Origin of the sequence: Paenarthrobacter sp. DKR-5, assembly GCF_018531425.1 — a bacterium.
In the GTDB taxonomy this organism is placed as follows: domain Bacteria; phylum Actinomycetota; class Actinomycetes; order Actinomycetales; family Micrococcaceae; genus DKR-5.
Genome location: NZ_JAHBOI010000003.1, coordinates 199,412 through 225,165 on the forward strand (window position 1 = coordinate 199,412; position 25,754 = coordinate 225,165).

Here is a 25,754-nt window from a genome sequence, read left to right on the forward strand (position 1 = left end):
GTTTTAATCTCCGACACACCCGGCCACTCCTGATGCGCGGGGACCACCGGGCGTAGCCTCTGTGCTATCAGCCGGTCCATTGCCGGCTGACCGGGAGGCCAGCGATGACGCGCACGAGTGCGCAGCATACTTGGGGGGCCTGCCCGGCCCTTGCTGGCCGGACCGCCTCACCTATACGAGTCCGGGCGCACGCCCGGGGCTGGAGTCGATGTGGCCAAGTCTGAAGTCGAATCAGTTGCTACCTCTCGCGCCAAGGGCGCTCCGCGGGCCCGAACACACGGCCAAAGCTTCATCCTGGACACCTCCGTGCTGCTCTCCGATCCGCGGGCGGTGCTGCGCTTCGCCGAACATGAGGTGATCCTGCCCGTCGTCGTCATCACCGAACTTGAGGGCAAGCGGCACGATCCGGAGCTGGGTTACTTTGCGCGGAAGGCGCTGCGCCTGCTCGATGACCTGCGGGTGGAGCACGGCGGGCTGAACCAGGCGATCCCTCTCGGGGAAGAGGGCGGATCGCTGCGCGTGGAGCTGAACCACATTTCGCCCGAGGTGCTGCCGGCGGGATTCCGGGGCGGGGACAATGACAGCCGGATCCTGGCCGTCGCCAAGAACCTCGCCAACGAGGGCCGCGACGTGACGGTGGTGTCCAAGGACCTGCCGATGCGCGTGAAGGCGTCCGCGATGGGCCTGAAGGCGGACGAGTACCGCAACGAGCTGGTCAAGGACTCCGGGTACACCGGGATGGCCGAACTGGACGTGCTCGAACAGGACGTGGCGCAGCTGTACGCGCACGAACCGGTGTTCATCCCGGCCGCCGCGGAGCTGCCCGCGAATACCTCGCTCGTGCTGCTCTCCAACCGCGGCTCGGCGCTGGGCCGCGTCGGCGCGGACAAGCAGGTGCGCCTGGTGAAGGGCGACAGGGACGTGTTCGGCCTGCACGGACGGTCCGCGGAGCAGCGCCTGGCGATCGACCTGCTGATGGACCCGGAGGTGGGCATCGTCTCCCTTGGCGGGCGGGCCGGCACCGGCAAGTCCGCGCTGGCGCTCTGCGCCGGGCTTGAAGCCGTCCTCGAACGCCGCGAGCACCGCAAGGTCGTGGTGTTCCGGCCGCTGTACGCCGTCGGCGGCCAGGAGCTGGGCTACCTGCCGGGCAGCGAGAACGAGAAGATGAACCCGTGGGCGCAGGCGGTATTCGACACCCTCGGGGCGCTGGTCTCCCAGGAGGTGGTGGAGGAGGTGATGGACCGCGGGATGCTCGAGGTGCTCCCGCTGACCCACATTCGGGGCCGTTCGCTGCACGACTCGTTCGTGATCGTGGACGAGGCCCAGTCGCTGGAGAAGAACGTGCTGCTGACGGTGCTCAGCCGCATCGGCCAGAACTCGAAAGTGGTGCTCACCCACGATGTCGCCCAGCGCGACAACCTGCGGGTGGGCCGGCACGACGGGATCGCGGCCGTCGTCGAAACGCTCAAGGGTCACCCGCTGTTCGGGCACATCACGCTGACCCGGTCGGAGCGTTCGCCGATCGCGGCCCTGGTCACGGATCTGCTGGAGGGCGCCGAAATCTAGTCCCCCTCTGCCGAACGGCCGGTAACGGCGGGCTCCCGGCGCGGGATCGCGCCGTTACCGGCCGTTCGCGCGCTCCGGCCCGGGTTTGTCCACAGCTGCCGCGGGGCTGCGGCCGTGCGGCGGGGGCGGCCGGGTAGCATTCGATCATGATCTGGCGGCTGGGGAACCTGTGGGACCAGGCGCCGGCGGCGTTCTGGCTGCTGCTGGCTGCCTGCCTGTACCTGCTCGTCGTCGCCGCCCGGCTGGCAGTGATCGACATCCGCAGCCACCTGCTGCCCAACCGGATCGTGCTGCCGTCCTACGCCGTGGCCGGGGTGCTGCTGCTGGGGGCCTGCTGGGCCTCGGCCGACGGCGGCGCGGCCCTGCGCGTGGCGGTGGGCGCGGCCGCCCTCTGGGTGTTCTACTTCGTGATCCGTTTCATCCACCCGCCGGGTCTGGGCTACGGCGATGTGAAGCTCGCCGGGGTGCTGGGCATGTACCTGGGCTACACCGGCCTGTCCGGGCTGCTCTGGGCAACGATGGCCGCCTTCCTGCTGGGCGGGCTCTGGGGCGTCCTGCTCGTTGCCGCGCGCCGGGGCAGCCTGAAAAGTGCCATCCCGTTCGGGCCGTTCATGCTGCTCGGGGCGGTGGGCGTGCTCGCCGTCGGCTAGACCTGCTGCAGGGCTCAGCGCCGCGGCACGTTGCGGATGTTGCTCCGCGCCATGCTCACAGCCTCGCCGGCGCCGCCGTTGAGCACCACCTTGGACATCGCCGTGGCGAACCCGAAGACCTGGCTGCCGGTCACCTTCGGCGGGATCGACAGGGCCCGCGGGTCGGTGATCAGCTCCACCAGCGACGGCCCGGGGTGCGCGAACGCCTCGCGGTAGGCCGCCTCGATGCGGGACGGGTCGGTCACCCGCACGGCGTGGAACCCCATGGCCTGGGCGACGGCGGCGTAGTTCGCCTGCGGAACGTCGACGCCGAAGTCGGGGAGCCCGTCGACGAGCATCTCCAGCTTCACCATGCCCAGCGTGGAGTTGTTGAAGACCACCACGTTCAGCGGGAGCTTGTAGGCGGCGGCGGTGAGCAGCTCGCCGAGGAGCATCGAGAGGCCGCCGTCGCCCGAGACCGAGATCACCTGGCGGCCCGGGTAGGCGAACTGCGCGCCGATCGCGTGCGGCAGGGCGTTGGCCATCGAGCCATGCAGGTAGGAGCCGATCAGCCGGCGGGTGCCGAGCGGGTTGATGTACCGGGCGGTCCACACGTTGCACATGCCCGTGTCAGCGGTGAACACCGCGTCGTCGTCGGCCACCTGGTCGAGGATCGAGGCCGCGTACTCCGGGTGGATGGGCGTGAGCTTCTCCGCCTTGCGCGTGTACGCCCCGACCGACTTGTTCATCAGCCGGTCGTGCTTCTTGAGCATTTGGTCGAGGAACCTGCGGGACCGCTTGCGCTTGAGCAGCGGCAGCAGCGCCATCAACGTGGGCAACACGTCCCCGTGCACCGCCAGGTCGACGTCGGTCCGCCGGCCCAGGTGCTGCGGCGCGCGGTCCACCTGCGCCGTCCGCACACCCTCGGGCAGGAACTGGTCGTAGGGGAAGTCGGTGCCCAGCAGGAGCAGCAGGTCCGCGCCCTCGATGCCGGCGGCCGCCGCGCCGTAGCCGAGCAGGCCTGTCATGCCGATGTCGAACGGGTTGTCGTACTGGATGAAGTCCTTGCCTCGCAGCGAGTGGCCCACCGGCGCGCCGATGGTCTCGGCGAGGGCGATGACCTCGTCGTGTGCACCCTCGACGCCGGCCCCCGCGAAGATGGCGACCTTGCCGGCGTCGTTGATCGCGTCGGCGAGGGCGCGCACCGAGGCCTCGTCCGGCACCAGCGTGCCGCGCACGAAGGGGGCGGTGTGCGGCGTCGACGCTGTCGCCTCCATGCCGGCCAGGTCCCCGGGGATGGTGACGACGCTGACGCCGCCGAGGCCGACGGCGTGCTGGATGGCGCTGTGCATGACCCGCGGCGCCTGGACGGGGGTGCTGATGAGTTCGGAGTAGACCGAGCACTCGTTGAAAATGCGGTCCGGGTGGGTCTCCTGGAAGAAACCGGAGCCGATCTGCTTGCTCGGAATGTGCGAGGCGATGGCCAGCACGGGGGCGCCGGTGCGGTTCGCGTCGTAGAGGCCGTTGATCAGGTGCAGGTTTCCTGGGCCGCAGGAGCCCGCGCAGACGGCGAGCCGGCCGGTGAGCTGGGCTTCGGCGGCCGCGGCGAAGGCTGCCGCCTCCTCATGCCGGACGTGGACCCAGTCGATGCCCCCCTTGGCTGAGCCGCCGGTCTGCCGGACGGCGTCGACCAGCGGGTTGAGGCTGTCGCCAACAATGCCGTAGATGCGGCGCACGCCGGCCGCCTGGAGCTGCTCGATGAGCTGAGTTGCCAGGTCCTTGGCCATCGGGGGCCTCCTTGCGGGTTGTGTTCCCTCTGCTGTTCCGTCCGCGGTTCCGCAGGACGGTCTTGCCCATGGCCAGTCTATGCACACGCCCGCAGGGGCGGACCGGCTTAGGCTGGTGAGCATGCCCACACCTGATTTTGTCCTCGAGCTCCGACGCAAGGTCGGGCACGACCTGCTGTGGCTTCCGGGGGTGACCGCGGTTGTCCTTGACGACGCCGGGCGCGTGCTGCTGGGCCAGCGGGCGGACAACGGGCGCTGGACTCTGATCACGGGCATGCTCGAGCCCGGGGAGCAGCCGGCCGTGGGCATGCTGCGTGAGGTGTACGAGGAAACGGCTGTCGTGGCGGAGGTGCTTCACCTGGTGTCCGTGAACTCGCAGGAGCCGATGAAGTTCCCGAACGGCGACAGGGCGCAGTTCCTGGACCTGACCTTCCTGTGCCGCCACGTCAGCGGGGACGCGAGGGTGAACGACGACGAGTCGCTCGCCGTCGGGTGGTTCGCGCCGGAGGACCTGCCGGACCTGCCGCCGTCGCACCTGCACACGCTGCGGCGCGCTCTCGCGTCCGACGGCGTGCCGCACTTCGCGCGTCCCGAGTAGTCGTCCGCAGGCTTCAGCATGCGCTACTGCCCCGGCCGAACGGCCAGTTACGGCGGCCTCCGCGCACCCGAGGCCGCCGTTAGCGCCCTTTCGCCCCCCTCGTAACCCGCCGCGGTGTGGATAACCCGTCCGCGGGCCGCGCCGTCGGCCAGCATGGGCGCATGCCTCGCTACTCGCCGCTGCCGCCTGCACTCTCCGCCCGCTCGTTCGCGCTCGCCGAACCTGACGCCGCCGGCGTGAGCCGGAGCCGGAGCCGGGCCTCCGATCTGGCCGTCCCGACCCGGGGCGTGCGGCTGCCGCGGAACCTCGACCTGCTTTCGGCGGCCGGGTTGGCAGGACTCGCCCGGCTGGACCCCGGCGTTCGTCTTCTCGCACACCACGGCGGCGCGGCTATGGGGAATCCCGGTCCCCGGGTACGCGGAACGGGCCGGCGAGGTGCACCTGGCCCGCGGCCCGCAGTCGAACCGCCCGCGCCGGGACGGCTTCACCGGCCACCGCCTGACGCTGGCGCCGGATGACGTCCGGATGCTCGAGGGGCTGCGGCTGACATCTCCGGCGCGGACCTGGCTGGACCTGGCCGCCGTCCTGCAGTTCGATGACCTGATCGCGGCGGGGGACGCCGTCGTGTGTGCCCACGTGCGCGGGTTCGGGCCGCCCAAAGTGGCGCTCGCGTGCCCGCGGGACCTGCACGACGTCGTCATCCGCAACCCGGGGCGCCGCGGCGTGGCGCGGGCGCGCCTGGCCCTGGGCGAGGTGCGGGTGGGCGCCGATTCGCCGCCGGAGTCGATGCTGCGGCTGGCCCTGGTGCGTGCCGGCCTGCCCGAGCCGGAACTGAACGTGGCGGTGAGGGATCCGGCCGGCACCGAGGTGCTCTGGCCCGACCTGGCGTACCGGGAACAGCAGGTCGGCGTCGAGTACGACGGCGCCCACCACGGCAGCGAGGAGCAGTACTTGAAGGATATTGCCCGCGAGGCCCGGGCGCACCGCGCGGGATGGTTGATCGTGAGGATCGGCCGGGAGGACATGCTCGAGGACGGCCGTCCGGCGGTGGACAAGGTGCGCCGGGTGCTGGCGCTGCGCCCGTTAACACGCCGAGGCACCCGTTAACGCGCCGAGCGGCCAGTTAAGGCGGGATCGACGCGGAAAACGTCGCCTTAACTGGCCGCTCGGCGGGAGGGCGGGAGAGGGAGGCCTTAGAGGCCCGGGCGGGTCATGGACAGCACGTCCAGGGCCTTGTCGAGCTGCTCCTCGGTGAGTTCGCCGCGCTCGACGAAGCCGAGGTCAATCACGGCTTCGCGCACGGTCAGGCCCTTGGCCACGGAGTGCTTGGCGACCTTGGCGGCAGCCTCGTAGCCGATCACCTTGTTCAGCGGGGTCACGATCGACGGCGACGCTTCGGCCAGGAACCGGGCGCGCTCGACGTTTGCGGTCAGGCCGTCGATGGTCTTGTCCGCGAGCACCCGGCTGGAGTTGGCGAGCAGGCGGATGGATTCCAGCAGGCTCGAGGCCATCACCGGGATGGCGACGTTGAGCTCGAAGGAGCCCGAGGCGCCGGCCCAGGCCACGGTGGCGTCGTTGCCGATGACGCGCGCGCAGACCATGAGCACGGCCTCCGGCACCACCGGGTTGACCTTGCCGGGCATGATCGACGAGCCCGGCTGCAGGTCCGGGATCGCCAGCTCGCCCAGGCCGGTGTTCGGGCCGGAGCCCATCCAACGCAGGTCGTTGTTGATCTTCGTCAGCGACACGGCGATCGAGCGCAGCGCGCCTGACGCCTCGACGAGGCCGTCGCGGTTGGCCTGGGCCTCGAAGTGGTCCCGCGCTTCGGTCAGCGGCAGCCCCGTGTCCTGCGCGAGCAGTTCGATGACCCGCTCGGAGAAACCCTTGGGGGTGTTGATGCCGGTGCCGACGGCGGTGCCGCCCAGCGGCACCTCGGCGACGCGGGGCAGCGCGGCCTTGACCCGCTCGATGCCGTAGCGGACCTGCGCGGCGTACCCGCCGAACTCCTGGCCGAGGGTGACCGGGGTGGCATCCATCAGGTGGGTGCGGCCGGACTTGACGACGGTCGCGAACTCGTCGCGCTTGCGCTCCAGCGAAGCGGCGAGGTGCTCCAGCGCCGGGATCAGGTTGTTGATCAACGCCGACGTCGCCGCGACGTGCACCGACGTCGGGAAGACGTCGTTGGAGGACTGGGACGCGTTGACGTGGTCGTTCGGGTGCACCGACAGGCCCGAGGCGTTGCCTGCCAGCGTGGCGATGACCTCATTGGTGTTCATGTTCGAGGAGGTGCCGGAGCCCGTCTGGTACACGTCGATCGGGAAGTCCGCGTCGTGCCGGCCGGAGGCGACCTCTTCGGCCGCGGCTTCGATGGCGCGTGCGACGTCATTGTCGAGCACACCGAGTTCGGCGTTGGCGGTGGCGGCGGCCTTCTTGATCCGGGCGAGGGCCTCGATGTGGGCGCGCTCCAGCCGCGCGCCGGAGATCGGGAAGTTCTCCACCGCGCGCTGGGTCTGGGCCCGGTACAGCGCGTTCACGGGAACGCGGACCTCACCCATGGTGTCGTGTTCGATCCTGTAATCGACGGATTCTTGCTCAGAAGTGGAAGTCATGCTCCCATTCTTGCCCCAGCCTCAGAGCGCGCCAAATCCTGAGACGAGCTCCGCGCGGCCCTCTTCGAGCCGGTAGGCGACGCCGAGCACGGCCACCGAGGAATCATCCACGGCGTCGGAAATCACCCGGGAACTGTCGACCAGCCGGCGGGCGGTCTCCTTCACGTGTTCGACCATCATGTCGTTGACCTCCGTCTTGTCCTCGCGCATGGCGCTGAGGACCGACGGCGTGATCCGCTCCACCAGGTCGCGGATGTAGCCGGCCGGCATCTCCCCGGTCTCGACGGCGTTCTTCGTGGCGGTCACGGCGCCGCAGCTGTCGTGGCCGAGTACGACGATGAGGGGAGTGCCGAGCACGGCAATGCTGTACTCGAGCGAGCCGAGGACAGCGTCGTCGATCACCTGCCCGGCGGTGCGGACGACGAAGGCGTCGCCGAGCCCGAGGTCGAAGATGATCTCAGCCGCCAGGCGGGAGTCGGCGCAGCCGAAGATGACGGCGAACGGATGCTGCTCGTTCACCAGGGCGTTGCGCCGGGAAGCGTCCTGGTTCGGATGGAGCGATTCGCCGGAGACGAAACGGGCGTTGCCTTCGCGCAGTCGCTGCCAGGCTTCGGAGGGGCTGAGTCGAGTAGTCACCCTCCTTACTTTACGGGGTGGCCGGCGCTGTCGCTGACTGCGTTACGCGGGAACCGGCGTCGACACTGGCGATGACGGCGGCGGCGAGAACGTCGAATTCCTTCAGGTCGGCGCTGCCCGACAGCACCAGGGTGGTGCCCCTGTAGTTCAGGATCAGCGACTTATCCGCCCCGGGCTTGTCCCGCAGCTCCCAGTCGTGGCCGCCGGCGGTGCGGATGCCGGTCACCGGCGCCAGGCTCGTGCGCTGGCTCAGCCAGGTCGGGTTTGCCTTCTTCGTCTGGGTGAGCGAAATGAACTGGGTGGCTGCCGTGGCGTAGCCGACTTCCCAGTTGGGCACGCCGTCGCTGCTGCCCTCGTTCCAGCGCGCATAGTTCGCGCTCCAGCCCGGGGGCAGGGAGGGAGCCGCGGGGACGAAACCGGCGGTCTCGCGGGCCTGGCCGGCCACCGCGGCGACGTCGACGGGGGCGCGCAGGGTGTCGGCCTTGGGGACCGCGTTGAGCAGCACCACCGGCAGCAGGACCGCAATTGTGACGGCGACGGAAATGACCATCCCGATGACGGACGCATTGGCCCGCTTGGCCGCCGCGGCGGGAATGACGGGCTTAACCGGCGGGGCGGAGGGGTCTTGCTGCGTATTGCTCACCCATCTATAGTGTCCTATTCGTCACAGCTTCTCATCTTCGCGGCCGCGCAAACTATGATCGAGGCAAGAGGTTCTTCCGCTCGAGTGCGAGCGGGTCCGTCCTACACACTCGAGGATGAGGTTTTCGTGGCAAAAGCATCTGGCGCAACCAACAACTACTCCACTTTGTCGTCGTCGCTGGCGGTGGGCCTGGACGAACCGGACCGGAACCTGGCCCTCGAACTGGTCCGCGTGACCGAAGCCGCGGCCATCGCCGGCGGCCACTGGGTGGGCTTCGGCGACAAGAACAAGGCCGACGGCGCCGCCGTGGACGCGATGCGTTCCTTCCTCTCCACCGTGCACTTCAACGGCGTCGTCGTCATCGGCGAGGGCGAAAAGGACGAAGCCCCCATGCTGTTCAACGGCGAACGGGTGGGCGACGGGTCCGGTCCCGAGGTCGACGTCGCGGTGGACCCGATCGACGGCACCCGGCTCACCGCCCTGGGTATCAACAACGCGCTGGCCGTGCTCGCCGTCGCCGAGCGGGGCTCGATGTTCGACCCGTCGGCGGTGTTCTACATGGAGAAGCTCGTCACCGGCCCGGAGGCCGCCGACATGGTGGACCTGCGCCTGCCGGTCAAGCAGAACCTGCACCTGATCGCCAAGGCCAAGGGCGTGAAGGTCAACCAGCTCAACGTGATGATCCTGGACCGTGACCGGCACCGGCCGCTGGTCGAGGAGATCCGCGCCGCCGGAGCGCGCACCAAGTTCATCATGGACGGCGACGTCGCCGGCGCGATCGCCGCCGCCCGCGAGGGAACCGGCGTCGACGCACTGATGGGCATCGGCGGCACCCCGGAAGGCATCGTCGCGGCGTGCGCCATCAAGACCCTCGGCGGCGTGATCCAGGGCCGCCTCTGGCCCACCAGCGACGAGGAGAAGCAGAAGGCCCTCGACGCCGGCCACGACCTGGACCGGGTGCTCTCCACCAACGACCTGGTCACCAGCGACAACTGCTACTTCGCCGCCACCGGCATCACCGACGGCGACCTGCTGCAGGGGGTGCGCTACAAGAAGGACAAGGTCTACACCCAGTCCATCGTGATGCGCTCCAAGTCCGGCACCGTCCGCTTCGTCGACGCCGAGCACCACGCCAGCAAGTGGGAAGGTTACGCCCGCCAGGTCTGAGCGGCTGCCCGGGCGGCGGCCCGGTTCGCTAAGGTGGAGCCATGACGTGGCTCGTGACTGGCGGTGCAGGATACATCGGTTCCCATGTGGTGAAGGCGCTCAGTGAAGCGCAGATGCAGCCGGTGGTGATCGATTCGCTCGCCAGCGGCCACCGCGGCTTCGTGCCGCCGGAGGTGCCGCTGGTGCAGGGGAGCATCCTCGACGTCGACCTGGTGGCCCGCACCCTGCGCGACCATGAGGTCACCGGCGTCATCCACCTGGCCGGGTTCAAGTACGCCGGGGTGTCCGTGAAGGAGCCCCTGCTCACCTACGAGCAGAACGTCACCGGAACCGCGAACCTGCTCAAGGCGATGGAACTGGCCGACGTGGACAAGCTTGTCTTTTCATCCTCGGCGGCCACCTACGGCACTCCCCGGGTGGACCTGGTCACCGAGGACACGGCCACCACGCCCGAGTCCCCGTACGGTGAGAGCAAGCTGATCGGCGAATGGCTGATCCGGGACCAGGGCCGCGCCCGGGGCCTGAAGCACACGTCGCTGCGCTACTTCAACGTCGTCGGCTCCGGCTCGCCCGAGCTGTACGACACCAGCCCGCACAACCTGTTCCCGATCGTGCTGCGTGCCCTGACCGGCGGGAAGACGCCGAAGATCTACGGCACGGACTACAACACCCCCGACGGCACCTGCGTGCGCGACTACGTGCACGTCTCGGACCTCGCGGCCTCGCACGTCGCGGCGGCGCGGGCCCTGGCCGAGGGCCGGACCCTCGAACGGGTCTACAACCTCGGGTCCGGGGACGGGCTTTCGGTGCGCCAGATCATGACAGCGGTGGCCAAGGTCACCGGCATCGACTTCGAACCCGAGGCGGCCCCGCGCCGGCCGGGCGACCCGGACCGGATCGTGGCCGACGGAACCCTGGCCGCCCGCGACCTGGACTGGCGGATGCGGCACTCCGTGGAGGACATGGTGGCCAGCGCCTACGAAGCGCAGAAGCGCGCGACCGCCGCCGGGGAAGACTCCGCAGGGGAGTAGCCCTCCGGAGCGGGCTTCAACGCGAGCGGCCAGTTGTGGCGGGCTCCGCTGCGTGGAGCCCGCCACAACTGGCCGTTCGCCGAAAGGCTTCGGTCAGCGCGCCCGGGCCCGCAGCTTCCGGAGACCGCCGAGGGCCTTCCGGCCGGCCGCCAGCGCCTTCCGGGCAGTCTGGGCGCCGTGCCGGGCCAGCTGGTAGGCGCCATAGACGGCCCGGTGGACGGGAAGATCCCAGGTGCCGGGGTAGGCGACCTCGCGGCCGCCGAAGGACTTCTTGAACGCGGTGAACCCTGCCCACTTGTGCCCGGGCTGGCCCTCGGGGGCGATGCCCCACAGATCCACCGCCGCCAGGCCCTTTTCCTTGGCGTCCACGATCAGGGTCACCAGCAGCGGGATGCCGGCGCTGAGCTTGCGGTGCGCATCGTCGATCGCGGCATGGGCGTAGGTGCGGGTGTCCGCCGAGTCGTAGGCGAGGGCCGCCGCAATAGGGGTTCCTTCGAGTTCCGCGATGAACAGCGACGCCGCGCCGGCGGGCATCAGCGAGCGGGCCACCTTCGCCAGGTAGTCGTCGCTCTGCGGCTTGAAGCCGGAGCGGGCCGCGGTCTGGTGCAGGAACTCCAGCAGGATGCCGATCTCCTCGGGGTCCTGCGAGACACGGAAGGTGACGCCCTTCTTGTGGATGTTGCGGTACAGGTTGCGGTTGGTCGGCTTCATGCCGGCCAGGATCTCCTTGGCCTCGCGGTCCAGGTCGATCACCCAGGTCAGCTCCGGCTGCTGGTTGCGCGGGGCCCGGACGAGTCCGCGTGCGCCGAGCACGGCGTCGGCCTCCTCCGCGCTGATCCCGGCGTCGACCGGTTCCACCCGCACGAACGATGCCTTGCGCTCCCGGGCCAGGGCCGTCAGCGACGCCAGCGCGGCGTCGAGCGCGGCGGGGTCCTTGGCCACCGGACCGTAGGGGACGTACAGGAAACGGCCGGCGGGGTTCTTCTCCTCGATGGCCAGGTAGCTGAAGCCCGGGCCGGTTTCCCGGTGCACCGTCTTGCCGAGGGACTCCTGGAGCCGCGCCCAGGGTTCGCTTTGCAGGAAGTGTTCCATCCCTATCGCGCCGCCGGTCCCGGAACGGCCGTCGTCACAGCGAAGGCGACGGCGGTCGAGTCCGCGCCGGCCACGGGGTGGGCATTGACGGGAGCTTCCGACGCCGGCACGAAGGCGCTGTCCCCGCGCTCAAGGCGCAGGTCCGACCGGGGCGAGTCCAGCACGACCGTTCCCGCGACGGTGAGCACCACGAGCGGTCCGTTCTGCGCCACCGGGACAGGGGCGTCCCCGGGCGCGAGTTCGATGCGCTGGAGCTGGAACTCCCTGAACGGGGGCCGGTAGATCTCCTGCCCGAGTTCGGAGCGGTCTGCCTCCACCAGTGGCAGGCCAAGGGCGGCAAACTGCACCGTGCGCATCAGCTCCGGCACGTCGACGTGCTTCGGGGTCAGGCCGCCGCGCAGTACGTTGTCGGACGAGGCCATGACCTCAACGCCCAGGCCGCTGAGGTAGGCGTGGATGTTGCCGGCCGGCAGGTAGAGCGCCTCGCCGGGCTGCAGCGACGCCCGGTTGAGCAGCAGGGAGACGAGCACGCCCGGGTCGCCCGGGTACTCGGCGTCCAGCTCGGCGACGGTGGCGAACTCCCGCGCGTAGGGTCCCTCCGGGGTGCTGTTGCGCGCGGCGGCTGCCGCGGCCTGGACGGCGTCGGCGACGGTGCTTCCGCCCGCGAGGAGCGACTCGAAAGCGTTGCGGAGCCGCTCTTCTTCCGTGGCCGTCCCGCGGAGGCCCTCAATCAGCCCGGACAGCACCTCCGGGACTGCTGCGCCGGTGGCGGCGATCAGTGCTGCTGCGGCGGCGAGGACGTCGGCCGACTCCTCCGGCGCACGGAACCCGCAGAGTGCCTCGAAGTCGCTGAGCGCGAAGATCATCTCCGGCTTGTGGTTGTCGTCCTTGTAGTTGCGGTGCGCGGCCTCGCGGGGGACGCCGGCGGCCTCCTCGGCTGCGTAGCCGGCACGTGCCTGTTCCAGCGTGGGGTGCACCTGCAGGGACAGCGCCGAGCCGGCCGCGAGGACCTTGGCCAGGTACGGCAGCCGGCCGCCGAACGCTGCGACGGACTCCGCGCCGAGGGTGGTGGCTGTGTCGGCGGCAATCAGCTCGTCGAGCGGCTGGCGGCTGCCGTCAAGCAGCAGAGCCGTCGACGGCGCCCCGGGGTGTGCGCCGATCCACAGCTCGGCCTCGGGTTTCCCGGAGGGCTCGCGGCCGAAGAGTTCGGCGATCGCCGTCGTCGAGCCCCAGGCGTAGGGGCGCAGCACATTCTCAAGCCTGTACACGGAGTAGTCCTTTGCTCGTTAGCCGGGGGTGCAGTTGCCGTTGTTGGCGAGCAGCGACACCAAGGTCGTCGTGTCGCCGGCCTTGGCAAGGCCCTGCAGGTAATCGGCCGTCAGGGGCGGCCCGGACTGGGCCGGCTGCTGCGGTGCGGCGGGCTGCGCCGGGGCCGCCGGCTGCTGGTTTCCGCCGGCGGGAGCCTGCGCGGGCTGGCTGCCCGCGGACGACGAGCCCGCGGACGACGAGCCGGGAGCGGCCGGGGCCGCCGGGGCCTTGGCAGGGGCCGGATGCAGCAGGGCCTGGACCTTGGCGTGGATCTTGTCGAAGTCCGGGTAGGTGGAGAAGTTCACATCGAAGTCCGGAGGACCCAGGGTCAGCCGCTCCACCGGGTGCTGCTTGGTCTTCAGGGCCAGGTCCACGAAGCTGCCCAGCTGGGCCGAGGACACATCGGACTCGATGACCTTCTGCCCGGCGTTGGCGATGGCTTCGAACTTCGTCAGCAGGGTGGCCGGATCCATCTGCTTGACCATCGCCTGCTGGATGCACTGCTGCCGCTGGCTGCGGGCGTAGTCCGTCACGTACTCGCGGGAGCGGGCATACCAGAGGGCGTGGTAGCCATCCAGGGTCTGTTTCCCGGGGGCAATCCACCCTACCGGGGGCTCGTGCTGGTCGGTTCCGGCGATGTTGGCGCCGCTGATCGGCACCCAGCCGCCGGCGTTGATCGTCACCCCGCCCATCGCATCGATGATCTTCGAGAACCCGGCCATGTCGACCAGGATGTAAGACTGCACCTTGATGCCGAGCGTGCCGCTGGCGGCGTCCATCATGGCCTGGGCGCCCGGGTCGTCCTTGCCCGGGTAGAGGTCCTTGTACTTCTCGGTGACCGTTGTGTAGAGGAAGTTGATGATGCAGTTGTCGCCGCAGTTGTAACCGTCCGGGTACACCTTGTGCAGCGGCGAGTTGGCCGGGAACTGCGCGTTCTGGAAGTTGCGGGGAATGCTGATCGTGACTGCCTGGCCCGTCTGGGCGTCCACGCTGACGACGATGATGCTGTCCGGCCGCCGGCCGACGCGGTCCGCGCCGGCGTCGCCGCCCATGACCAGGAAATTGTACCGGCCGTCCACCGGTTCCAGCGACGGCCCGGTGGCGAAGATGTTGCCGATGGCGTTGCGGCCCACGTTGAGCAGGTAGGCGGCGTAGCCCAGGCTGCCGCTGGTGAGCACCAGCAGCAAGGCCAGGGCGGCGCCGACGACGGGCCGGGCCCCCGGGGCGAGCAGCCGCGGCCGGATGATGCGCAGCGTGTTCAGGAATACGATCGCCCAGCCCACGGCGAGGGCGGCGAGCACCACGATCAGCACCAGCGAAAGCCACGGGTTGGTCAGCACGGAGAACACCAGGCTGCGCTTGAGCAGGTAGGCGGCCAGCGCGGCCAGCACCAGCGCCCAGACGGTGAGGGTGACACGCAGGATCCGGCGACCGAACCGGCGGTCGCCGGCCACGATCTGGGCGCTGCCCGGCATCACCAGGGTCAGCAGCAGCAGCGTGAAGGCCCGCTTGGTGCGCACCGGAAGCGGCGAGTCCTGCGGGTGCCGCATCGGGTCAGTGAACCGGGGGGAGCTGCCGGTCCGCGGTTTGGAAGTGCTCATGGTCAGGTCCTGTCCGCGGCCTAGGCGTCGGCCGCGGGAACGGAGTCCGCGAACACATCACGGACCTTCGCGCGCAGGGCGTGACCCTTGCGGGTGGCCGTGGCGCGCAGCTCGTCCGAGAACTCCAGCAGCGCGGCCTGCAGCTCGGCCGCTGTCTCGTCCGTGCCGCTGGCGAGCATCCGCACGGCGAGCAGGCCGGCGTTGCGGGCACCGCCGATCGACACCGTGGCCACCGGGACGCCGGCGGGCATCTGCACGATGGACAGCAGCGAGTCCATGCCGTCGAGGGTCTTCAACGGCACCGGAACGCCGATGACGGGCAGCGGGGTGACCGCAGCGAGCATGCCGGGCAGGTGCGCGGCACCGCCGGCCCCGGCGATGATGGCGCGCAGCCCGCGGGTGTGGGCCTGCTGGCCGTAGCTGATCATTTCGGCGGGCATCCGGTGGGCGGAGACCACGTCGACTTCGAAGGGCACGGAGAACTCAGCCAGCGCTTCGGCGGCCGCCTCCATGACGTTCCAGTCCGAGTCGGAGCCCATCACGATGCCGACCAGGGGTGCAGCTGTCGGGGGAGTGGTCATGGTGCCTCCTCGGCGTTCGGGCGGTGGCCGTCGCGGATGATCGCGGCGACGGTGGACGCGCGGCGCCGCACCTCGTCCGCTTCATCGGCGGCGGACCCGACGATATTGATGTGGCCGATCTTGCGCCCCGGCCGGACGGACTTGCCGTAGCAGTGGACCTTGGCGGCGGGATCGGCGGCGAGCGCCTGCGGGTAGGCGCTGAACAGGTCGGTGTTGGCGCCGCCCAGGAAGTTCTTCATCACGACGACGGCGCCCAGCGCGTCGGTGGCCCCCAGCGGCAGGTCCAGCACGGCGCGAAGGTGCTGCTCGAACTGGCCGGTGACCGCGCCGTCCATGGTCCAGTGCCCGGTGTTGTGCGGGCGCATCGCGAGTTCGTTGACCAGGAAGCCGGCGCCGTGCCCCGGCGTCTCGAACAGTTCCGCCGCCATCACGCCTGTGACCCCGAGCTCCGCGGCGATCCGCAGCGCGGCTTCTTCGGCGGCCGCGGCGACCTCGACAGCGATGCCCGGCGCCGGGGCGATGACCTCGTCGCAGACCCCGTCCACCTGGATCGAGTGGACAACCGGCCAGGCACGTGCCTGCCCGCTCGGGGTGCGGGCCACCAGCGCGGAGAGTTCGCGGCTGAAGTCCACCTTCTCTTCGGCCAGCAGCGGGCTCATCTGCTCGAACCATTCCGCGGTGCCCCGCTCGGCGGCTTCCGCCGGACCGTCGATGATCTTCACGCCCTTGCCGTCGTACCCTCCGCGCGGGGTCTTGAGCACCACCGGCCAGCCGATGGCGTCGCCGAAGGCGAGGAGTTCCTGTACGGACCCGACGGCGGACCAGCGCGGGTTGGGCAGGCCGAGCCTGTCGATCGCTTCCCGCATCACCAGCTTGTCCTGGGCGTGCACGAGGGCGTCCGGGCCGGGCTGGACGTTGACGCCGTCGGCCAGCAGGGCATGCAGGTGGGCGGTGGGGACATGCTCGTGGTCGAAGGTGAGCACGTCCAGGCCCTCCGCGAACCGGCGCAGGGTCGCCAAGTCCGTGTAGTCGCCGACCACGGAGGTGGCGACGGCCGAGACAGCGGACACCTCCGGCGTCTCGGCCAGCACACGCAGCTCGAACCCTAGCGCTGTGGCGGCCGGGGCCATCATCCGGGCCAGCTGGCCGCCTCCGACAACACCGATTACTGGAAAAGTCACAAGGGTCAGCCTACCGAACGGGTCCGTGAATTCGCTGGTCGCCGCCCTACCCGGCCGGTGCGCGACTTCGCAGCTCATGACGGCTCAACCGCTGCGGAGGCGGCGTGATCTGCGAAGTGGCGGGTGTTTCCGCGGCAGTTTCGGCGGCCGCCGGCACGTGATGCGCGCCGCATTCGCGTCCCGGCGTGGCGATCTCCCAGCTGTGCGCGGTAAAATCGACAGCTGTCCCGGTTCCGGGCACTGATGGACCGTGGAGGGTCATGATTAACGCACTTGCAGAGCGCATCCGCGGTCTCGCCTCACTCTTCTGGCGCGAAGTAGCCAAGTTCGGCGTCGTCGGCGGGGTTGCCTTTGTGATCGACAGCGGCATCTTCCTGTGGATGATGAGCGGCCCGATGCAGGGAAGCCACGTCAAGTCCAAGGTCGTCGCCGGTATCGTCGCCACGATCTTCTCCTGGGTGGCCAACCGCTACTGGACCTTCCGCCACCGCCGCCGTGCCTCCGCTGTGCGCGAGCTGGTGCTCTTCGTGATCATGAACGGCATCGGCCTTGGCATTGCCGCGGCCTGCGTCTGGTTCACCAACTACGTGCTCGGCCTCAACGACCAGACGTCCAGCTTCGTCGCCGGCAGCATTGTCGGCCTGGTGCTCGGCACGATCTTCCGCTTTTTCGCCTACCGGTTCTGGGTCTTCCGCAAGGAACTCGACGAAGAGCCTGCTTTTGCGCACGACGGCGAACTGATCGAACACCACCGCACCGGCCAGCAGGCAACAGCTGCCCATCCGGCCGCTCCGGAGGCCCCCGCGGGCGCCTCCGACCCGCTGCCGGTCCGGCCCACCGAGTAGCCAGCTCCCGTAATCAGCACCCGAACGAGGCGGCGAACCGGCTAATCTCCCTCGGACTGATCGCCGCCGACCACCAGCACCGGGCAGTGGGCGTGTGCTGCGCACGCGGCGCTGACCGAGCCGATCGTCTGGCCCAGGAAACCGCCGCTGCCGCGCCGTCCCACGACCAGCAGCTGCGCCCCGCGGCTCTCTTCGATGAGGATCTTCGCCGTCGAGCCGTACCTCACGTCGACGTCGAGGTCCTTCGGCCTGTCCTCGCCGAAGGCGCGCTCCAGCGCCAGGTCCACCTGACGCCGCGCCTCGTCCTCGAGTTGGTTCTTCATCGCATCATTGCCGACCGGCAGGTAGCCGGAAATATAGAAATCCGACAAGCTCCAGCACGTTACCGCGGTCAGGGGCGCCCCGAGCGCGGCAGCCATCCGCCCAGCCATCCGCAGCGCGGCCGTCGAGTACTCGGACCCGTCCACGCCGACGACGACACGGCCGGCCCGGCCCGGCGAGGATTCATTCATGCCCCCAGCCTGCTGTCACGGCGGTCGGCCCCGCTAGGTCCGAAGGTCCCGCCGGCGGGTCCAAAGGCACTTGAGCGGGCCGCCCGGCCGGTGTTGGCTGGTGGGCGAAAGGCGGTTGCGGATGCGAGGAGCGGAGAGTGCACCAGCCGGCGGTGCACCGGGGGCCGGGGGAGCCGCGCCTGCCCGGGCAACGTCGCCCACGGTCGCCGGAACGCTATCGCCGTTCGCGGCAGTGATCTTCGACCTCGACGGGGTCGTCACGGACACTGCCGAGGTGCACGCGGAGACCTGGAGGCAGCTTTTCGACGACGTGCTGCAGGATCCCCGGCTGCCGGCGACGGCGCGGCTGGGCGCGTTCACCGCCGAGGACTACCGCCGGTTCGTGGACGGCCGGACCCGGGAGGACGGCGTGCGCACCTTCCTGCAGTCGCGCGGCGTCGTGCTGCCGGAAGGTTCGCCTGGGGACTCCTCCGCGGAGTGGACCGTGGCCGGCCTCGGCGCCCGCAAGAACGAGTTGTTCCTGGACCGGCTGCGCCTGCACGGCGTGCGCACGTTTCCCGGCACGATCGAGATGCTGGACAGGCTGCGTGCCGGCCAGGTGCCGGTGGTGCTCGTCACCGCCAGCCGCAACGCCGCGGCGGTGCTGGCCGCCGCGCACCTTGAGGGCGTCTTCGACATCGTCATCGACGGCGTGACGGCCGCCGAGCTCGGCCTGCCGGGCAAACCGGACCCCGCACTGTTCCTCGAAGCGGCTCGCCGGCTCGCGCTGCCCCCGGCCCAGGTGGCCGTGCTCGAGGACTCGGTGCCCGGGGTGCTGGCCGCGCACCGCGGCGGTTTCGGACTCGTCGTCGGCATCGACAGGGCCGCGCTGCGGGCCGAAATGGAAGCCGCCGGAGCCCACCAGGTGCTCGGCGACGTCAGCGAATTCGACATCGGCCTCGTGCTCACCGACCCCTGGCTGCTCGTTTACGAGGGCTTCGAGCCGGCGCACGAGGCCCACCGCGAGGCGCTGACCACGCTCGGCAACGGGTATCTGGGCACGCGGGGCACCGCTCCGGAAAGCCGGGCGGGGGCGCTGCACTACCCGGGAACGTATCTGGCCGGCGTTTATAACCGGCTGGTCAGCATCATCCAGGGCCAGCGGGTTGAGGACGAGCACATGGTCAACGTGCCCAACTGGCTGGTGTTCGATGTGCGGATCGGCGGCGGCCGCTGGTGGTCCGAGGGTGGCCTGAAGTTCCGCCAGGAGCGGCGTGAACTGGATCTGCGGCAGGCGGTGCTGCACCGCCATGTTCTCCTGGTCGACGACGCCGGCCAGGAGCTGGAGGTGCGGCAGCGGCGTGTGGTGTCGATGGCGGACCCGCACCTTGCCGCCCTGGAAACCACCCTGACCGCCCGCGGCTGGCACGGGCCGGTGAGCCTGCGCAGCGGCATCGACACCGACGTGGCGAACCTGAACGTGCGCGAAGACGCGCTGCTGGCCATCCGGCACCTGAGTACCCTGGGCGCCGCGGTGTCCGAGGACGGCATTCAGACCGTCGACGTGCAGACGAGCCAGAGCCACATCCGGATCGCCGCCGCCGTGCGCACGGTGCTCTCCCGGCCCGCCGTCGGCGTGGCCGAGGAAGAGGAAGGCCGCTACTGGCGGAGGTTCGAGGTGGAGCTTGAGGACGGGGTGCCGCTGGTGGTCGACAAGACCGTGGCGCTGATGACGTCCAGGGACTGGGCCACGTCGTCCCCGCGCTCCGGGGCGCTCGCCGTCCTGGCCCGGAGCCCGGAACGTTTCGGCGAAGTCCTGGCAGCGCACGCGTCGGAATGGCGGCGGCTTTGGCAGTTTTTCGTCGTCGAGCTCGACGCCGGCCCTCAGAACCAGCTTATTTTGAACCTGCATGTCTTCCATTTGCTCCAGACCCTTACGGTGCACACCGCCGAACTCGACGCCGGTGTTCCTGCGCGCGGGCTGCACGGCGAGGGGTACCGGGGGCATGTCTTCTGGGATGAGCTGTTCGTCCTGCCGCTGGTGACTTCGAGGCTGCCGTCGGTGTCGCGGGCGCTGCTGGACTACCGGTGGCGCCGGCTCGACGCCGCACGCGACGCGGCGCAGGCCCTGGGACTCGACGGAGCCCAGTTTCCCTGGCAAAGCGGGAGCGACGGAACCGAGGAGACGCCGCTCTGGCTGTTCAACCCGCGGTCCGGGCACTGGGTGCCGGACCACTCCCGGCTGCAACGGCACGTGGGGCTCGCGGTGGCCTACAACGCCTGGCAGTACTTCGAGGCGACGGAGGACCGGCTCTGGCTGCTGCAGCACGGGGCTGAGCTGATCGTCGAAGTCGCCAGGCTGTTCATCTCGCTGGCCGAGCACGATCCGGAAACGGACCGGTTCCACCTGCGCGGGGTGATGGGCCCTGACGAGTACCACGACGGCTACCCGGAAAGTCCCGGGCAGGGGCTGAACGACAACGCCTACACCAACGTGCTTGCCGCCTGGACCTGCGGCCGTGCGGTGCACATCCTTGACCTGATCCAGGGCCATGACCGGGAGGACCTGCGGGACCGGTTGCGGATCGGCTCCTCCGAACTGGACCGCTGGGAACACCTGAGCCGACGGATGTTCGTACCGTTCCACGGCGACGGCGTCATCAGCCAGTTCGAAGGCTACGGCCGGCTGCAGGAACTGGACTGGGACCGGTACCGGCGCAACTACGGCAAGCTTGAACGGCTCGACCTGATCCTCGAAGCCGAGGGCGACAGTGCCAACCGCTATCAGATGGCCAAACAAGCGGATGTGCTGATGCTGCTGTACGTGTTCGGCGAGGAGCATCTGATCTCCCTGCTGGACCGGATGGACTATACGGTGACGCCGGAACAACTGGCCCGTACGGTCGACTTCTATCTCGCGCGCACCGCCCATGGCTCCACATTGAGCCGGGTAGCGCATGCTTCGGTGCTCGCCAGCCGGGATCCGGAGCTTGCCTGGAAGACTTTTCGGGAGGCCCTGGATGCGGACCTGGATGACACCCAGGGCGGCACCACCTCGACCGGAATCCACCTTGGCGCCATGGCTGGCACCATCGACGTCATCCAGCGCACGTTCGCCGGGATGCGAATGACTCACGACGCGCTGGTCTTCACGCCGCGGATGCCCGCCGGGCTGCGCGGGGTGTCCTTCCAGTTGCGCTACCGCGACCAGTTGCTCGACGTCACGCTCGAACACGGACGGCTGCGGATCACGGCGGCCCCGGGCACGGCTGCGCCGGTGCGGGTGAGGGTGGGGCCAGCGGAGGCGCGGATCGGGCCCGGCGAGGAACACGACTTCGAGCTGCCCGGGCCGCCTTCAGGATGAGAGCCGGCGCCGCCGGAAGGATTTGTTCAGGTAGTCGGCTGCCAGCACAGCGGGGACCGCTAGTGCGGCGACCACCAGCCCGGGCGGCGGGGGAGGGGCCTGGCCCAGGACGGCGGCCAGGGGGCCAATGTCGAGGAACGCGGTGAGCGCGGCCAGTTCGAACAGCACGGCCCAGAGCAGCAGCCTGTTGCTCAGCCAGCCAAGCCGCCACGGCGGCACCGTGGCACTGCGGCAGGCGAAGGCATTCGCCATCTGGCCCAGGACGACGGCAGTGAAGGCCGCCCCGGATGCGCCCAGCAGCACCTCCGGGCCAGGAAAGGACTGCCCGGGCCGCCAGCCTGCCACCCAGAGGACGACGATGAAGGCGATCATCTCCAGCACCGCCTCGGTTGGACCGAGGATGCCGAAGACTCGGACCATAAGCGCCTTGTCCATCAGGTGCCGGCGCTCGGGCGGCCGCTTCAGCACGCCCTTTCCGGGCCGCTCAGCGCCCAAGGCGAGCGCCGGCAGCAGATCCGTGCCGATGTCCAGGCAGAGGATTTGCAGCACACCGAGGGCCAGCGGGAACTGGCCGCCGGATAGGGCCCAGATCACGAACGGCGTGAGCTCCGCAACATTGTCGGTGAGGTGGTAAGTGAGGAAACGGCGGATGTTGGCGTAGGTGGCCCGGCCCTGTTCGACGGCCACAACGATAGTGGCGAAATCGTCGTCGAGCAGCACCAGGTCGGCCGATTCGCGGGCCACGTCCGTGCCGGAGAGGCCCATCGCGACGCCAATGTCCGCCTCCTGGAGTGCCGGTCCGTCGTTGACGCCGTCGCCGGTCATCGCCAGAACGTGGCCGCGTTCCTGCAGTACGCGGGCCACCCGAAGTTTCTGCTCCGGAGAGACCCGGCTCACCACCACCCCATCGCGGTCCAGCATGGCACCAAGGATCTGGTCGTCGGCGGGCAATGAACCGCCTTCGAGCACCATTTCGTCTGTGCCGAGCAGCCCGGTCTCGCGGGCAATGGCCGCGGCGGTGGCGGGGTGGTCGCCGGTGATCATGGCCACCCGGATGCCGGCGGCCCGCGCCGCCCGGAGCGCCGCGGCGGCGGAAGGCCGCGGAGGGTCATGCAGGCCGATGAGCCCCAGCAGGGTCAGGTCCTGTTCGATGACCTCCGGGGTGAGGGCAGTGCCGCCGGCCGCCAGTTCATCCGGGAGCCGGCGTTCCGCGACCGCCAGCACCCGCAGCCCGCGGGCGGCCATCTCCTCCAGGGCTTCGACAGCGCCGTCCTGTACGCCCTCCCCGTCCGGTCTGCCCGCAGCCGGCAGGCGGCAGAGCGGCAGCACCGACTCCGGCGCCCCTTTCGTCCACAGCATCGGGCCCACGATCACGGACTCGCGCCGACGTCGCGGGTCGAAGGCGAAGCGCATCCCGGGCTTGGGCGGCAGGGGGGCGGCCTCACGGGCCAGGCGGTGGGCGAGGGCGTCGAGGGCGGCCTCCATCGGGTCACCGAGCGCGGCCCAGAGCCCGTCCTGCTGCACGATCCTGCCTTGCGATGCCTGGGTGGCGGCAATGCTGAGCCTGCGCGCCAGTTCAACGGCCTCGCTGCTGCCGGCGACGCGGGCAGATGGCTCATACCCCGTGCCTTGGACGGCGACCTTGCCCGCTGGGGTCCACACCTCGACGGCGCTCATCCTGTTCTGCGTCAGGGTGCCGGTCTTGTCGGTGCAGATGAACGTTGTGGAGCCGAGGGTCTCAACCGCCTGAAGATGGCGGACCAGGGCCTTCCTGCCGGCCATCCGCTGGGCGCCCATGGCCAGCGACAGGGTGACCGTCGGCAGCAGCCCCTCGGGGACGAGGGCGACGGCGACGCCGATCGCGAACAGAAACGCGTCGCGCCAGGAGATGCCGACGAGCAGTGACAACACGAAGAACACCCCGCCGACGCCGAGCGCCAGCGCCGCCGTGATGCGCACGATCCGCCGCAGCTCCGTGTTCAACGGGCTTTGCGGCGGCCGGACGTTCGTGGTCAGGGTCGCAATTTCGGCCAGGCGCGTCCGGCTGCCGGTGGCGGAGACGACACCCTCGGCCTCGCCGTTGACCAGGAAAGTGCCACCCCAGGCGGCGTCGGAGGCTTTCTTTGCGATCGGCTCGCTTTCGCCGGTGAGCATTGACTCGTCCACCGAACAGTTGGCGGCAACGGCGAAATGCAGGTCGGCGGGGATCCTGTCACCCGCTGCCAAGACGACGACGTCGCCGGGAACGACAGTGGCGGCGTCGGCCCGCTGCACCCGGCCGTCCCTGCGCACCAGCACCTCGGACGGAAGCAGCTCGCGCAGCTTCACGGACGCCCGTTCGGCGCGCTCTTCCTGAATGTAGGCGAAGACCCCGTTGACCAGCACCACCACGATGACGGCGATGCCCAGCTGCGGCATGCCCGCCACGAAAGCCAGCCCGGCCGCGATCCACAGCATCAGGGCGAAAAAATGCGTCAGCTCGGCCATCAGTTTGCGCCAGCGGGGGACCGGACGGACCCGGGCCAGCTGGTTCGGGCCCACGGCGGCGAGCAGCTCGGCGGCCTCGGCGGAGCTGAGGCCGGAAACACCGTAGGTTGAGGTACCAGGCTGGGCGGCGGCCATGGCTTAGTGCCGGGCCGACGCGGAGACGCGGAGCACCGCTGCGCCCGTGATCCGGTCCTCAGCCAGGTCCCGCAGCGCCCGGTCAGCCTCCGCGAGAGGATAAACCGTGGTGGCGGGGCGCAGCCCGATCCGGGCCGCGATCTGCAGGAACTGTTCCCCGTCGGCCCGGGTGTTCGCCGTGACGCTGCGGAGCTGGCGTTCCTGGAACAGCTCGCGGGCATAGTCCAGCGCCGGCACTTCCGAGAGGTGGATCCCGGCGACTGCGAGCGTGCCGCCCCGGTCCAGCGCGCGCAGCGCGGCCGGCACCAGGTCCCCGGCGGGGGCGAACAGTATGGCGGAGTCCAGCGGCTGCGGCGGCGCGTCCTGGGCGCCGCCGGTGAACTCCGCGCCCAGCTCCTCGGCGAGCCGGCGTGCGGACGCCGAACGGGTCATCACGCTGACCGAGGCGCCGGCGTGCAGGGCCAGCTGGGCGGTGAGGTGGGCAGAGGCTCCGAAACCGTAGATGCCGAGCCGGCCGCCCGGGGGCAGCGCGGCCCGCTGCAGGGCCCGGAAGCCGATGATGCCGGCACAGAGCAGGGGCGCGGCCTGCTCGTCGCCGAAGGCATCGGGGAGCCGGTAGGCGAAGGCCTCCGCGGTCACGGCCAGTTCGGCGTAGCCGCCGTCACGGTCCCAGCCGGTGAACACGGGTGCGAGGCACAGATTTTCGGTGCCGCGCCGGCAGAACCTGCAGGATCCGCAGGTTCCGCCGAGCCACGCGGCGCCGACGCGCTCGCCGAGCTTGAACCGCCGGCAGCCCGGACCCAGCGCCACCACGCTCCCGACGATCTCGTGGCCCGGGACGGTGCCGGGACGGTGCGGGGCCAGGTCTCCTTCGGCGAGGTGCAGGTCCGTGCGGCACACCCCGCAGACGGACACCGCCAGCAGCAGTTCCCCGGGGCCGGGAACCGGGTCCGGTCTTTCCCCGGAGGCCAGAGGGTCCGTCGCCATCGGGCCTGGAGTCCCTACCCACCACGCATGCACCGGCGGCCTCGTTCCTCTCCGCCGGGCGGCGCCGGCCGGCGGCGGCCGCACCGTTCTGAAGTGCGTGTTCCTCCCGGCCACCGGCCGGGTCCAGCTCGCTTCCAGCCTGCAAGGCGGTCCTGGGGGCGGCTAGGGCCGGAAGTCCCCTCGGCCGCTGCGGGAGTCCTGGCACCACCGGGCCGAAAGTCCCTACCTGCCGACGCGCTGCTGCGGGAGGGTGGAGGTCGGGAAAAGCCGGAACGAGCGCAGAGCCGGGGCGCCGCAGGCTGGGGGAGCCTCGGGACGGGAGACGATAATGACCGAACAGCTGTCGGAGCGCCGGGAGCGGCGCAACGGACCCGGAGCCGCCGGCGGGAACAGCGCCGTTCCCGCCGGGTCGGGGCGGTCGGCGGCGGAGGGCCGGCTGACGGTTAGCTTCGAACGGATCGGCGGTTGCGACCAGGTCCCGGACCTGGTCCTCTCCGCGGCGCCCTCGCCGGGGGACCGGGAGCTGCGTCGCAGCGTGCGGGCCTATGTCGCCTCGTTCCTGGGCACGGAAGTATTCGCGATCGCCCTCCGCGGGGACGAGGGGTTCATCGACCTGGGCACGCACAACGGCGGCCTGTTCCTGATCAAGGGCAGGCAGTCGGCGCCCGCTGCGGCCGCTGCGCGGGCGGCGGCAATGCGCGCGCACCCGTCCGCCTTCGGCCGGACAGGATGGCTGCAGGATGCGGCACGATCGTCGGGCGGCCTGTGGGCATGAAGCAGGCCGACCGCGGGCGCCAGGCGCCGCGTTTGCCTGTGGCGCCCCGTCCGCGCGTGGAGGACTGCGGGCCCTGGCTGCACGAAGCTCCCTCAGGATCCGGCGGGACCAGGCGCTCGGTGCGGTTTGGCGGCCGCCGCTGGTACTACCCGCTGGGTTCGCCGCCCGCCGCGCTGGCGCAGGCAACAGCGGTGCTGGCCTTCCTGGCACGGCCGAGGCGCCGGTCCGGGGCAGAGGCTGC

Annotated in this window: 21 protein-coding genes; 9 read left to right on the top strand and 12 right to left on the bottom strand. The window is 70.3% G+C overall.

Annotation, left to right across the window (positions count from 1 at the left end; all coding sequences use genetic code 11):
• Positions 1–291: 291 nt before the first annotated feature.
• On the top strand, positions 292–1,566 hold the full coding sequence (locus KIH31_RS07260; protein ID WP_214426794.1) for a PhoH family protein: 1,275 nt from the start codon (positions 292–294) through the stop codon (positions 1,564–1,566).
• Between the two features lie 146 nt (positions 1,567–1,712).
• Positions 1,713–2,216 carry an A24 family peptidase gene (locus KIH31_RS07265; protein WP_214426429.1) on the top strand — a complete coding sequence of 168 codons (504 nt, stop codon included), beginning with the start codon at positions 1,713–1,715 and terminating at the stop codon, positions 2,214–2,216.
• 14 nt (positions 2,217–2,230) lie between these two features.
• Here the strand turns inward: KIH31_RS07265 and KIH31_RS07270 are convergent, their stop codons facing one another.
• Complete coding sequence (locus KIH31_RS07270) at positions 2,231–3,982, bottom strand: pyruvate dehydrogenase (protein WP_214426430.1); 1,752 nt, start codon at positions 3,980–3,982, stop codon at positions 2,231–2,233.
• A 121-nt stretch (positions 3,983–4,103) separates the two neighbouring features.
• Between KIH31_RS07270 and KIH31_RS07275 the strand changes: the two genes are divergently transcribed.
• Together KIH31_RS07275 and KIH31_RS07280 are read left to right on the top strand one after the other, a co-directional pair.
• Positions 4,104–4,580 (top strand): NUDIX domain-containing protein, encoded by a 477-nt coding sequence (locus KIH31_RS07275; protein ID WP_214426431.1) that lies wholly within the window; start codon positions 4,104–4,106, stop codon positions 4,578–4,580.
• A 435-nt stretch (positions 4,581–5,015) separates the two neighbouring features.
• Positions 5,016–5,687, top strand: coding sequence for an endonuclease domain-containing protein (locus KIH31_RS07280; RefSeq protein WP_214426432.1), 672 nt, complete (start codon positions 5,016–5,018; stop codon positions 5,685–5,687).
• Positions 5,688–5,773: 86 nt separating this feature from the next.
• Here the strand turns inward: KIH31_RS07280 and KIH31_RS07285 are convergent, their stop codons facing one another.
• From KIH31_RS07285 to KIH31_RS07295, 3 genes are read right to left on the bottom strand one after another with little or no spacing between them, the layout of a single operon-like run.
• Complete coding sequence (locus tag KIH31_RS07285; RefSeq protein WP_214426433.1) at positions 5,774–7,189, bottom strand: class II fumarate hydratase; 1,416 nt, start codon at positions 7,187–7,189, stop codon at positions 5,774–5,776.
• Positions 7,190–7,210: 21 nt separating this feature from the next.
• Positions 7,211–7,825 carry a carbonic anhydrase gene (locus KIH31_RS07290; protein ID WP_214426434.1) on the bottom strand — a complete coding sequence of 205 codons (615 nt, stop codon included), beginning with the start codon at positions 7,823–7,825 and terminating at the stop codon, positions 7,211–7,213.
• Between the two features lie 10 nt (positions 7,826–7,835).
• Complete coding sequence (locus tag KIH31_RS07295; protein WP_307857573.1) at positions 7,836–8,468, bottom strand: DUF4245 domain-containing protein; 633 nt, start codon at positions 8,466–8,468, stop codon at positions 7,836–7,838.
• A 126-nt stretch (positions 8,469–8,594) separates the two neighbouring features.
• On the opposite strand from KIH31_RS07295, the gene glpX reads away from it, so the two are divergent.
• Positions 8,595–9,635, top strand: coding sequence for a class II fructose-bisphosphatase (glpX, locus tag KIH31_RS07300; RefSeq protein ID WP_214426435.1), 1,041 nt, complete (start codon positions 8,595–8,597; stop codon positions 9,633–9,635).
• A 41-nt stretch (positions 9,636–9,676) separates the two neighbouring features.
• Complete coding sequence (gene galE / locus KIH31_RS07305) at positions 9,677–10,666, top strand: UDP-glucose 4-epimerase GalE (protein WP_214426436.1); 990 nt, start codon at positions 9,677–9,679, stop codon at positions 10,664–10,666.
• A 93-nt stretch (positions 10,667–10,759) separates the two neighbouring features.
• Here galE and KIH31_RS07310 read toward each other — a convergent pair whose 3' ends face one another.
• Genes KIH31_RS07310 through KIH31_RS07330 form a run of 5 tightly spaced genes read right to left on the bottom strand, consistent with a single transcriptional unit; the run spans position 10,760 to position 16,429 of the window.
• Positions 10,760–11,758 (bottom strand): peptidoglycan bridge formation glycyltransferase FemA/FemB family protein, encoded by a 999-nt coding sequence (locus KIH31_RS07310; RefSeq protein ID WP_214426437.1) that lies wholly within the window; start codon positions 11,756–11,758, stop codon positions 10,760–10,762.
• A 2-nt stretch (positions 11,759–11,760) separates the two neighbouring features.
• The gene (manA, locus tag KIH31_RS07315; RefSeq protein ID WP_214426438.1) at positions 11,761–13,026 is read right to left on the bottom strand and encodes a mannose-6-phosphate isomerase, class I; all 1,266 of its coding nucleotides are present in this window, start codon (positions 13,024–13,026) and stop codon (positions 11,761–11,763) included.
• An 18-nt stretch (positions 13,027–13,044) separates the two neighbouring features.
• Positions 13,045–14,667 (bottom strand): LCP family protein, encoded by a 1,623-nt coding sequence (locus KIH31_RS07320; RefSeq protein WP_214426439.1) that lies wholly within the window; start codon positions 14,665–14,667, stop codon positions 13,045–13,047.
• A 20-nt stretch (positions 14,668–14,687) separates the two neighbouring features.
• Positions 14,688–15,248: a 5-(carboxyamino)imidazole ribonucleotide mutase gene (gene purE, locus KIH31_RS07325; RefSeq protein ID WP_214426440.1), complete on the bottom strand. Its 561-nt coding sequence runs from the start codon at positions 15,246–15,248 to the stop codon at positions 14,688–14,690.
• Complete coding sequence (locus KIH31_RS07330; protein ID WP_374224858.1) at positions 15,245–16,429, bottom strand: 5-(carboxyamino)imidazole ribonucleotide synthase; 1,185 nt, start codon at positions 16,427–16,429, stop codon at positions 15,245–15,247. Before KIH31_RS07330 ends, purE begins: the two co-directional genes overlap by 4 nt.
• Positions 16,430–16,689: 260 nt before the next feature.
• Here KIH31_RS07330 and KIH31_RS07335 point away from each other — a divergent pair, with 260 nt between their 5' ends.
• The gene (locus tag KIH31_RS07335; RefSeq protein WP_214426442.1) at positions 16,690–17,274 is read left to right on the top strand and encodes a GtrA family protein; all 585 of its coding nucleotides are present in this window, start codon (positions 16,690–16,692) and stop codon (positions 17,272–17,274) included.
• A 41-nt stretch (positions 17,275–17,315) separates the two neighbouring features.
• Here the strand turns inward: KIH31_RS07335 and KIH31_RS07340 are convergent, their stop codons facing one another.
• Positions 17,316–17,786, bottom strand: coding sequence for a universal stress protein (locus tag KIH31_RS07340; RefSeq protein WP_214426443.1), 471 nt, complete (start codon positions 17,784–17,786; stop codon positions 17,316–17,318).
• A gap of 121 nt (positions 17,787–17,907) precedes the next feature.
• On the opposite strand from KIH31_RS07340, the gene KIH31_RS07345 reads away from it, so the two are divergent.
• Positions 17,908–21,129, top strand: a complete 3,222-nt coding sequence (locus tag KIH31_RS07345; RefSeq protein WP_214426444.1) for an HAD-IA family hydrolase — start codon at positions 17,908–17,910, stop codon at positions 21,127–21,129.
• On the opposite strand, the gene KIH31_RS07350 is transcribed toward KIH31_RS07345, so the two are convergent.
• Positions 21,121–23,751, bottom strand: coding sequence for a cation-transporting P-type ATPase (locus KIH31_RS07350; RefSeq protein WP_214426445.1), 2,631 nt, complete (start codon positions 23,749–23,751; stop codon positions 21,121–21,123). The two genes, KIH31_RS07345 and KIH31_RS07350, sit on opposite strands and share 9 nt — an antisense overlap.
• A gap of 3 nt (positions 23,752–23,754) precedes the next feature.
• A complete protein-coding gene (locus tag KIH31_RS07355; protein ID WP_374224859.1) occupies positions 23,755–24,852 on the bottom strand; it encodes a zinc-dependent alcohol dehydrogenase family protein in 1,098 nt (365 codons plus the stop codon).
• 214 nt (positions 24,853–25,066) lie between these two features.
• Between KIH31_RS07355 and KIH31_RS07360 the strand changes: the two genes are divergently transcribed.
• Positions 25,067–25,513: a hypothetical protein gene (locus KIH31_RS07360; RefSeq protein ID WP_214426447.1), complete on the top strand. Its 447-nt coding sequence runs from the start codon at positions 25,067–25,069 to the stop codon at positions 25,511–25,513.
• Positions 25,514–25,754: the final 241 nt, after the last annotated feature.